The 9,017-nt window shown below is 68.8% G+C and carries 15 protein-coding genes; all 15 read left to right on the top strand.

The window, feature by feature from the left end:
• The first annotated feature begins 499 nt into the window (after window positions 1-499).
• On the top strand, window positions 500-790 hold the full coding sequence (locus AB0D12_RS32050; protein WP_362690646.1) for a hypothetical protein: 291 nt from the start codon (window positions 500-502) through the stop codon (window positions 788-790).
• A gap of 225 nt (window positions 791-1,015) precedes the next feature.
• Window positions 1,016-1,582 carry a hypothetical protein gene (locus AB0D12_RS32045; protein WP_362690643.1) on the top strand — a complete coding sequence of 189 codons (567 nt, stop codon included), beginning with the start codon at window positions 1,016-1,018 and terminating at the stop codon, window positions 1,580-1,582.
• Window positions 1,583-1,705: 123 nt separating this feature from the next.
• Window positions 1,706-1,930, top strand: coding sequence for a hypothetical protein (locus tag AB0D12_RS32040; protein ID WP_362690641.1), 225 nt, complete (start codon window positions 1,706-1,708; stop codon window positions 1,928-1,930).
• 171 nt (window positions 1,931-2,101) lie between these two features.
• A complete protein-coding gene (locus AB0D12_RS32035; protein WP_362690639.1) occupies window positions 2,102-2,440 on the top strand; it encodes a hypothetical protein in 339 nt (112 codons plus the stop codon).
• A gap of 109 nt (window positions 2,441-2,549) precedes the next feature.
• Window positions 2,550-2,831, top strand: a complete 282-nt coding sequence (locus AB0D12_RS32030; RefSeq protein WP_362690637.1) for a hypothetical protein — start codon at window positions 2,550-2,552, stop codon at window positions 2,829-2,831.
• Window positions 2,832-2,872: 41 nt separating this feature from the next.
• On the top strand, window positions 2,873-3,148 hold the full coding sequence (locus AB0D12_RS32025; protein WP_362690634.1) for a hypothetical protein: 276 nt from the start codon (window positions 2,873-2,875) through the stop codon (window positions 3,146-3,148).
• A 111-nt stretch (window positions 3,149-3,259) separates the two neighbouring features.
• Window positions 3,260-3,874 carry a hypothetical protein gene (locus AB0D12_RS32020; protein ID WP_362690631.1) on the top strand — a complete coding sequence of 205 codons (615 nt, stop codon included), beginning with the start codon at window positions 3,260-3,262 and terminating at the stop codon, window positions 3,872-3,874.
• Entirely contained in the window at window positions 3,867-4,586 is a 720-nt protein-coding gene (locus AB0D12_RS32015; RefSeq protein WP_362690628.1) for a hypothetical protein, read from the top strand. The genes AB0D12_RS32020 and AB0D12_RS32015 overlap by 8 nt, the downstream gene beginning before the upstream one ends.
• Entirely contained in the window at window positions 4,579-4,812 is a 234-nt protein-coding gene (locus AB0D12_RS32010; protein ID WP_362690625.1) for a hypothetical protein, read from the top strand. The genes AB0D12_RS32015 and AB0D12_RS32010 overlap by 8 nt, the downstream gene beginning before the upstream one ends.
• Before the next feature lie 214 nt (window positions 4,813-5,026).
• The gene (locus AB0D12_RS32005; protein WP_362690622.1) at window positions 5,027-5,551 is read left to right on the top strand and encodes a RusA family crossover junction endodeoxyribonuclease; all 525 of its coding nucleotides are present in this window, start codon (window positions 5,027-5,029) and stop codon (window positions 5,549-5,551) included.
• Entirely contained in the window at window positions 5,548-6,228 is a 681-nt protein-coding gene (locus AB0D12_RS32000) for a WhiB family transcriptional regulator (protein ID WP_362690619.1), read from the top strand. Before AB0D12_RS32005 ends, AB0D12_RS32000 begins: the two co-directional genes overlap by 4 nt.
• A gap of 134 nt (window positions 6,229-6,362) precedes the next feature.
• Window positions 6,363-7,166: a hypothetical protein gene (locus AB0D12_RS31995; protein ID WP_362690616.1), complete on the top strand. Its 804-nt coding sequence runs from the start codon at window positions 6,363-6,365 to the stop codon at window positions 7,164-7,166.
• Entirely contained in the window at window positions 7,163-7,666 is a 504-nt protein-coding gene (ssb, locus tag AB0D12_RS31990; RefSeq protein WP_362690613.1) for a single-stranded DNA-binding protein, read from the top strand. The genes AB0D12_RS31995 and ssb overlap by 4 nt, the downstream gene beginning before the upstream one ends.
• Window positions 7,667-7,826: 160 nt before the next feature.
• The gene (locus AB0D12_RS31985; protein WP_362690610.1) at window positions 7,827-8,465 is read left to right on the top strand and encodes a hypothetical protein; all 639 of its coding nucleotides are present in this window, start codon (window positions 7,827-7,829) and stop codon (window positions 8,463-8,465) included.
• A 44-nt stretch (window positions 8,466-8,509) separates the two neighbouring features.
• Complete coding sequence (locus AB0D12_RS31980) at window positions 8,510-8,905, top strand: hypothetical protein (protein WP_362690607.1); 396 nt, start codon at window positions 8,510-8,512, stop codon at window positions 8,903-8,905.
• The last annotated feature ends 112 nt before the right edge of the window (window positions 8,906-9,017 follow it).

Below are 9,017 nucleotides of genomic sequence, written 5' to 3'. Positions count from 1 at the left end.
TCTCCGCGTGAGTTCGCAGCCCCGGCCCCGCCCCTGTCGGCACACAATTCCACGAACCATCTACCAGCGCCGATACTTGGCGCACTACACTTCCGTCATCTGACGGGCATGCACCGTGAGGTCTCGGGGCCCCCGCCGGCCCGTGGGTGCGTTGTCGGCAAAACTCCGCCCCCTCCCGCCGACGGGGGCTTCCTCACGCACCGACCTGTCCACAGGGCACAGTACGCTTGTACGATTTGGCCGGGAGCGTACCCATAACAAGGTCACGGCGGGATCAAAACTGAGCGTGGGCTTACCCGTCTGGCACTTTTGCTGCCACAGTGGGCATCCCTGGCGTGGACTGGCAGCTGTGCCAGGACCAGGGCCCGGATCGGATGTACCCGGGACGTACGAGACCCCTTCCCATTTCTGCCGGAGGAGCGGAGACGCCCCGATGTCCGCAGCAGAGCCAATGAACGATTCGGGGCGCGGCCCCGTACCTTTCGGTGACGTGATTCGTATGTCCGACCATCCCGCCGCCCGCGGCCGCGGTCATGGAGGGGAGCACGCTGTGGCCGGCGCCCGTGAGCCCTCCCCGCAGCAGCAGCTCGCCGAAACCGTGCAGGCCATGTTTCTGGCCCGCGGCCGGACGCTGACCGACAAGGCGACCGCGGAAACGTTCGGCATCACCCTCGAGGCGGTGCTGCTGATGGTCGACGGGGCCCTGGTCGAGGGCGTGCTGGGGGATGAGGAGCACCGGACCCTGCGCGGCATGCTCGAGGGCATGCAGGCAGCCCCACACCTGGTCTGAAAATGCATATGACCGATGCAAAACCGATCCTGATGCGCCGTCAGTCGATACCAACCCGCCACCCAGCGTTGATCGTCTAACACGATCCGTTCATATCAAGCCACTTGCGTGCCATGATGGGGCGTCCGGAACCACCCGGAACTACATCTTCCGGCCACCGGCGCGCGCCCCGAACCTTCCCGGTCCGTCCGCCCGCCCCGGGGGCCGCCACGGGACGGGGCATCCATGGGCATGGGAGACGACGACACCGCAGCCAGGCGACTGCGCCTCCTGCAGCAGGAGCTCCTCGACCCGTGGCGAATGCCCGAAGACCGCGAAGGCAGCCGTAGCGCACGCCCCGCCAGCCGCGGCCAACAACTCGCCCACTCTCCCTCGCCCATCCACCTCGGCATCCTCGACCACATGATGAAGACCCGGGCCGAGGCCATCGCGCACACCCGCGCCGTCGCGCCGAACGCCGGCCCCGTGCCCGCCGAAGCCGCCGCCGTCTACGACTGGATGCGCCAGCAGACCGCACACCTCGGCGAGGAGCAGCAGCAGACCCGCGAGACCGTCATATACCGCCAGGGCCTCGAGCACGCAATCGCCATGGGCGACACCAAAGTCGTCCGCCCCCACCCCTGCCCGGCCTGCCGATGCTGGGGCCTGGAGTGGGACAGCGGACGGCAGCGCGCCGTCTGCACCTACCGGCCCTGCTCCGACGAGAGGGGCATGACGCACGCCTGGAAACTGGCGGAGCTGGCGGACCATCACGTGACCGCGAAAAAAATGTTGAAAGTGAATGCAACCTGACGGGCCCCAGGGCTGTCTACTAGTCACCACACAACGTCACCACTGAACCAAGACAACTGGATCCACCCGCTCATCGGCCGCCGGAGCTGCGAACTGCGAGCCGTCGATCATCGGGAGCCTGCCGTGGCAATCGAATCAGTCGCACCGCACATGGTCGCCAGTGACATGTTTCCCCTGAAGACCATTTCCGCGAAGCTGGCGGAGACCGGGCATCCTGCGTCCGTGACCACCCTGCGGACCTGGATCAAAGACCGCGGCATCCACACCGAGCGGATCCGCCGTACCGATTACGCGTCGTACAGCGACATCCTGGCAGTGCACCGGGACATGGTCGCGATGCGCGACTGACCAGCCCAACCCACACACAAGAGCCCCGCCCAGACCCCCGGGTAGGGGCTTTCTCATGCCCCCACACTGAACGTATTGCCATGGCAATGCGAACTGGGTATGGTGGTCAAGCCGACAACGTCAGACCCACCACCCGGGCATGACGGAGTACTTGATCCCAGGAGCGCCGCCATGAGCGTGATCAGCCCTGCCCGCGCACTGCCCGCCGAAATCCACCTCCACCGGATGCCGACCCACATCCACACCGAGTTCGACCAGCTCATGGACCGCGCCGACTGGAACGCCGACCGCCGAGAACTCACCGCCTCCGCCCTCCTGCACGCCCAGGCCGCCCAGCTCATCGGCATCCAACTTCCCGCCAGCGGTGAACTCGCCCGCTGCACCTGCCAGGGCTGCTACTGCACCTGCGCCTTCGACGCCGCCCAGGCCCGCACCTACCTCGACGGCACCATCGAATTCGTCCAGTGCCCCGGCTGCGCCGACGACCACCCGCGCACCGGAGACGAATAACCCCCAAGCCCCCCGGCCCCGTGTCGAGCACCCCGCCCCCAGGGCGCGGCAGTAGCTCCCGGGGCCGGGTGCCCACCGTCACCACCACCGCACCCGCCGGGAGAAACCCATGGCCACCACCATCCAGCTCTTCCAGTCCGCAGACGGCAAGCGCTGGCGCCTCGCCGGTACCGATGAGTCCGGACGGCTGTTCGTCCCCGCCCACCTCGACCCGGCGAACGTGAAGCGCTGGGTGTGGGCCAAGGAAGCCGACCTCGTCCAGGCAGTCGGCGCAATGACCCCACTCGAGCACCCGATCGAGGACCCACACGACTCAGAGCTGCACCACCCGTACCTGCTCGGCCGTGATCTCCCCCCGATGCAAGAGGCCAAATCCCGAGCCGACGCATAACCCCCCACCCCGCCCCGCGATCCGAACGGAACCCCACCGCCATGACCGCAATGACCCTCGCCCAATACGGCACCGGCGACAGCCACGACCCCGAGCACGCCCGCGGCCGCGCCGACGCCTACGACGAGCACCAGGCCGGCGAGCCCCTCCACATCCTCGAAGCACGCTTCGACCAGATGGCCGACCCCCTCGAGGCCCACACCGTCGACCAGCTCGTCCCCCGCGCCTACCTGGACGGCTACCTCGCCTACCTCGAAGACGCGCGCGCCACCCAGCACTTCGAGACGCACACCCAGTTCCAGAACGCCCCCGCATGACCTGGCCGGACGGGATCGCCACCGCATGCCTCATCGCGATGGCCGTCCTCATCCTCATCCACCAGCACCGCACCTGACAGACCCAGCACCACCAGCCGGACGGAGACCGCCGTGAGCCGCACCAAAACCCGCCAGCACCACCGCAAGCCCGCCCAGCCCAAGAGCACCGCGGCCCCGAAGCTCCCCGCCCTCGACACCCGCAACCGGCGCCCCTTCATCACCGACATCCAAATCCGCGCCGCCTACGCCGCCGCCCTCGCCGGCGTCACCTACACCCGCATAACCGGCTGGGAACACCAGGACGACGACACCGTCCGCTACGCCATGCCCTCCGGTGCCGCCCTCACCTACAACCCGGACGCCGACATCCCCCTCACTGCATGGACCCCCTGCCCCCGCGGCGTCCGCCACCCGCACCCCCTCGCCACCCGGGCCGACCTGATGACCGCACAGATCGACGCGGCCCAGTGCACCGACCCCCACACCACAGACGCCGACCAGGCCGACGCCCTCACCCGCGGCGTACAGCCGCTCACCCCCGACCCGGCGGACACCGAACCCATCGCCCGCATCCCCCAGCCCGACGACACCATCCCCGTCGTCCTCGCCGACACCCTCACCAAATCCCCGACCAGCAGCGACGACACCGTCCACACCGACGTCGCCGCCCTCCGCGCCGACGTGACCGACACCGACGCCCCCAAGGAGCACCCCGACCATGGCTGAACTCACCGAGCAGCAGCGCGCCAAGCGCCGCCAGGACGCGCGCGACGCCATCGCGACCCGACTCCGAGACACCTGGAAGTCCTGGCGCCGCCCGGCCCGCACCCCCGACTTCGACCTGGCCGCCGACCTGGCTGTCGACGCCCTCGGATACCTCGCGGCCGAAATCCTCGCCGACGGCACCCTCCTCAAGGCCATGGACATCAAGGACGGAGTCCTCACCCTCGAGACCGAGCCCGCCCGCGAGATCCTCCTCACCCTGGTCGCCTCCATGCGCGGAATGCTCGACGGATACGGCGCAGAGAACTACCTCGAGACCGAAATGATCGCGTCCAACGCCTCCGTATCCCTGGACATGCGCGACGGGAAGAACCCGACCGACGACTACACCGTCACCATCCAGCGCCGCACCCGGCCCACGCCGCACGAATTCCGGCAGAAGGCGGAAGCCCGCGTCACGCAGCTGGAAGCCCGACTCACCAACGCCAAGAAGCTCGTGGACGGATGGCAGCAGGCCAGCCAGGAGCACGCCCAGTACGCCCAGTCCAAAGTCATGGATGACATGCCGGGCATGGCCGACAAGCAAGACGGCCGCTCCAACCAACTGGCGGACTGTGCGAACGAGCTGAACGACGTACTCAACGGCGAAGATCCGGACGACTGGGAGTACGGCATCGGCATGGACGTCACAGAGGTCAGTGACCGCGATGGCTGACACGGCCCGCGGACCCCTCGCCGGCATGGACGACCCCGCATACATCGCAGGCCTCGCCACCGAACTCCGTATCCACCAACCCGGCGCCCTCGAACTCGCGGAAAACGACCTACAACGCCTCCGCGCAGTCGTCACCAAAGTCGCCGCCTGGATCCACAACCCCGCCTACGACGACACCGCCCGCCACGCCCTCGCCGAACTCCTCGGCCTCCCCGCCCCGCGATGAACGGCTACCTACGCGCCTGCCACGGCAAAGCCCGCTTCACCAGCCGCCGTGCAGCACGCCGCAGAGCCCGCCAAATCCGCGGCACCGGAGGACCCCGCTTCCACACCTACCGCTGCCAGTACTGCGGAAGCGTCCACGTCGGCCACCGACCCGGACACGGCACCCACCTCCGCACCGGACCCCACGGCCCCATACCCGTCCAGGAGTACGCCGTATGACCATCACCGCCCCCGACCTTGAGCGCGAGCTCCGTCTCACCATCGTGGTCCACGGCCGGCCTGCTCCCCAGGGCAGCAAGAAGTACGCCGGACACCGCCGCAACGCCGCCTCCGGACGCATCTCCGCCGTCCTCGTCGAACAGTCCAAGCGCGTCAAGCCATGGCGAGCACTCGTCACCGCCGCCACCGCGCAGGCCATGCGAGCCGGACACATAGGCCGTGCCCCCATTCACTTTCCGCCCCTGGACGGGCCCCTCGAGGCCGAAATCGTGTTCACCGTCCTCAAGCCCGCCAGCGCCCCCAAGCGCAAGCAGACCTGGCCCACGACACGGCACAGCGGCGACATCGACAAGCTGATCCGCTCCACGTTCGACGGCATCGCGGACGCCCACGCCGTGATGGACGACGCGCGCATCATCCGCGTCACCGCCACCAAGACGTTCCCCAGCGAGCACCCGGAAGCCCTCTCCGAGCCCGGAGCCATCATCCGCCTCTACACCCTCACCGGAGCCCTCTCATGACGACCACCACGGACGTGACGCGCCGTCCTAGGAAACGTGCCGTATCACCCGGTGATTGGCACGAGCTGGCTGCGTGCGCGCAGACCGACCCGGAGCTGTTCCACAGCGACACCAAGCAGGACCGGCAGATGGCGCGCACTTTGTGCCGCCGGGACTGCCCGGTGATCGTCCAGTGCCTGAGTGAGGTGCGGGCGAGGGATGAGCAGACGTTCCGGTGGGGGATCGGCGGGGGGCTGTCGCCGGATCAGCGTCGGGCGCTGGATGTGGAGGAGCGTCTGGGGCGCGTGCCGAATTTCGAGATGGCGCGCAGTCTGGTGACGGAGAGGCTGGTGGGTCCGCTGCTGCGGGTGTACCGGGAGTCCCGCCGGTCTCTGCCGGGGGTGGTGGAGGTGCTGCGCGGCCGGGGCCTGCTGGTGGATGAGGTTACGGTCCGGGTGGCGCTGTGGTGGGCCGGTGTTGACGCTGCGCGGGTTCCGCCCGCCCCGCTGGGCGATCAGCGTCCGATGGGGCAGCGCCTGTACGAGGACTACGCCGGCGTGATGCTGCAGGTCCGTGATGCGGGCGGCACGTATTACGAGGTGGCCTGGTATCTGGGTGTGTTCAAGTCGACGGCGGTGGAGGCCACTAAGCGCGCGGAGGCCGACCGGGCCGCCCGTGGGGCGGTGAAGGTCGCGTGAGCAGGCGGACACCCGAACACGGATCATGGGCCCGGTATTTGGGCTGCCAGTCCCGTCCCGCATGCCGCTGTGAGATCTGCGTCCGCGGCGCCCGGCGCGCACGGAAGACTGGTGATGTCCGACGCAGCCGAGGAGTGTCGGGCCATACCCCGACCGCCCCCGTCGCCGCCCACCTCCGAAGCCTCGTAGCCGGCGGCCGCAGTCTGGCGGGGATCGCCCGCGAAAGCGGTGCCAATGTCACCACGGTCCGCCGCGTCTACACGTCGCACAGGCCGACCATCTGGACGAGCACGGCCGACAAACTGATGGCGGTTCAGCGGGTGCCCGACTCCACAGCGCTGGTCGACGCGACCGGCACAGTCCGCCGGCTGCGGGCGCTGGTGGCCATGGGGCATGACCAGAGGTCCCTGTGCCTGGCAATGCCGTGCGCCTACACGGCCTTCAGCATGCTGACCCATGGGCGTAAGCGCCGGGTGACCGTGGCTACTGAGCAGGCAGCCCGACGCCTCTACAACGACCGCTCCATGATGGTGGGCCAGTCGACGTACGGGCGGAACCTGGCCGCGAAGTACGGCTGGCACGGCCCGCTCGCGTGGGACGACGACACCATCGACGACCCGAACGCCATGCCGCAGACCGATGCGCTCGAGCCCGCCCCTACGCAGGGCGCCGATGTGGCGTCCCGGTTCCTTATGGGTGAGTCGGTCGTCCTGGACCGTCCCGCCCGAAAGGAAGTCATCTCGTACCTGATGGAGTGGACGGACTCCACTCCGGAGCAGGTCGGGGAGCGGCTGGACATGAAGGCTGATGCGGTGTCCCGGGCGTGGGAGCGCATCAAGGACAAGGCACGGAAGGACGGCGGCAAGGTGCCGTGGCGGCGCGTGTACGTGCCGAAGCAGTGTGACCTGACCCAGGACGAGATGGAGAGTGTGGCATGAGTTTGCCGACGATGAACGGTGTGGCCCGTCTGATCGATGACCCTGAGCTTCGGTTTGGGGCCGGGTCGGGGAAGGCGGTGGTCAGGGTCCGACTGGCGTTCAACTCCCGCAAGAAGGACCCGGCGTCGAATGAGTGGATAGATGCGGATTCGTTTTTCATCGACGGGAAGGCGTTCGACCAGGCCGCGGAAAACATCGCTGAGACCTTGACCCGCGGCATGGAGGTCGTGGTGTCGGGCCGGCTGAAGACCGAGAAGTGGGAGACGCGTGAGGGGGAGAAGAGGTCGGGCCCGTCGTTGCTGATCGACTCGATAGGTCCGAGTCTGAAGAACGCGACGGCGAAGGTGACGAAGGCGTCGGGTTCTGGGCAGCCGGCGGTGCAGTCGGCGCGGCAGGCTCAGGGGCGTGCGTCGGCGGGGGATCCGTGGTCGTCGTCGACTCCGGGTACGCAGACGTCGGCACAGGCGGGGTGGGGAACTGCGGAGGAACCTCCCTTCTAGATCAAGAGCATGCGCGGTGGAGGGTCCGGTCCCTGTGGGGGTCGGGCCCTTTGTCGTTGGGTGTGACCGATCCGCGCAACGTATTGCCATGGCAATGCGAAACAGGTAGTCTGGCAGAGCCGACAACGCACCACCAGTCAGAACCACTTGGGGGCACCACATGCAGCAGATCCGACTGGTCGACCCGAACGGCTACACCGTCCCCGGCACCGTGCAGAGCAACGTGCCCGACGCGAACGCCGACAAGGTCCGCGACCGCCTCCTCCACGAGGTCGCCCCGAAGCACGCGGCTGACCACGACTACGCCGGCTACGACGCCCGCAACTACCGCGTCCAGCCGACGCCGGCGAGGCCCGTATCCGTCGACCTGCACCGCGTCATCGTCCGCCACCCCGTCACCTACATCCCGACCGGGCCGTCCACCGGCATCACCGTCGGAGCGCCCCCCGAGGGCAGCTTCGACCCGGCCGCCGTCCGTATCACCCCCGTCGCCCAGATCCGCCCCGGTGACGTCGTCCTCGGCACCATCCAGCACCACCACGACAACCTGCTGAACCCGCTCGACCGCGCCCAGTGGGTGTCCTACTTCACCGGCCTGCCGAAGGCCCAGGAAGGCGGGGCCCGCCCGTTCGACCCCGCGCACTGCGACTGGTGCGCCCACAACGACTACATCCGCCAGATCGGGCCCGGCACCGACTGGGTCAGTGTCGACGGCTGCACCCTGTACAGCCCCGACAGTCTGCTCCTGGTCGTTCCGCGCGAGCTCGCCGGCCTGAACTCCCCGGCCCAGGCCGCCTAGACCGGTCTCCCCCTCCGCTGGCACCACCGACGAAAGAGATGACCATGCTGACCAGCTGGAACCTCACCCCGGGCATCATCAACGACCGGACCATCAAGGCCTTCAAGCACGGCGCATGCGGCGGACTCGCCATCGCCATCCACGACCTCACCGGCTGGCCCCTCGTGGCCGTCACCGTCAACGCCGGCCAGCTCCTGCACTACATGGCCCGCACCCCCGACGGCCAGCTCCTCGACATCGAAGGCCCCCACACCGCCCCCGACGTGGAGTTCGAGTACGAGATCGAGGCCGCCGACGGTGTCGTGACGATCACGGACACCGGCCGGGACGCGGTGTGGGCGTGGTGGTGCGACGAGGCCGGCCGTCCGGTGCCCTGGGAGACGGTTACGAGTATTGCCCGGGCCCTGCTCGACCGGCACGCCCCCGCGGCCGCCGCCTAGACCCCTCAGGCCGGCCTCCCCAATCCCCCTGGGGGAGGCCACTGCCGGGCATCCCCCCTAGCCCGGCTTGTGCCGCCCACCGCCCCCGGTGGGCGGCACACCCCCCCGGCCG

Source organism: Streptomyces sp. NPDC048479 (genome assembly GCF_040651435.1).
Classification (GTDB): Bacteria; Actinomycetota; Actinomycetes; order Streptomycetales; family Streptomycetaceae; genus Streptomyces.
This window is presented reverse-complemented; position numbering and strand designations above follow the sequence as displayed.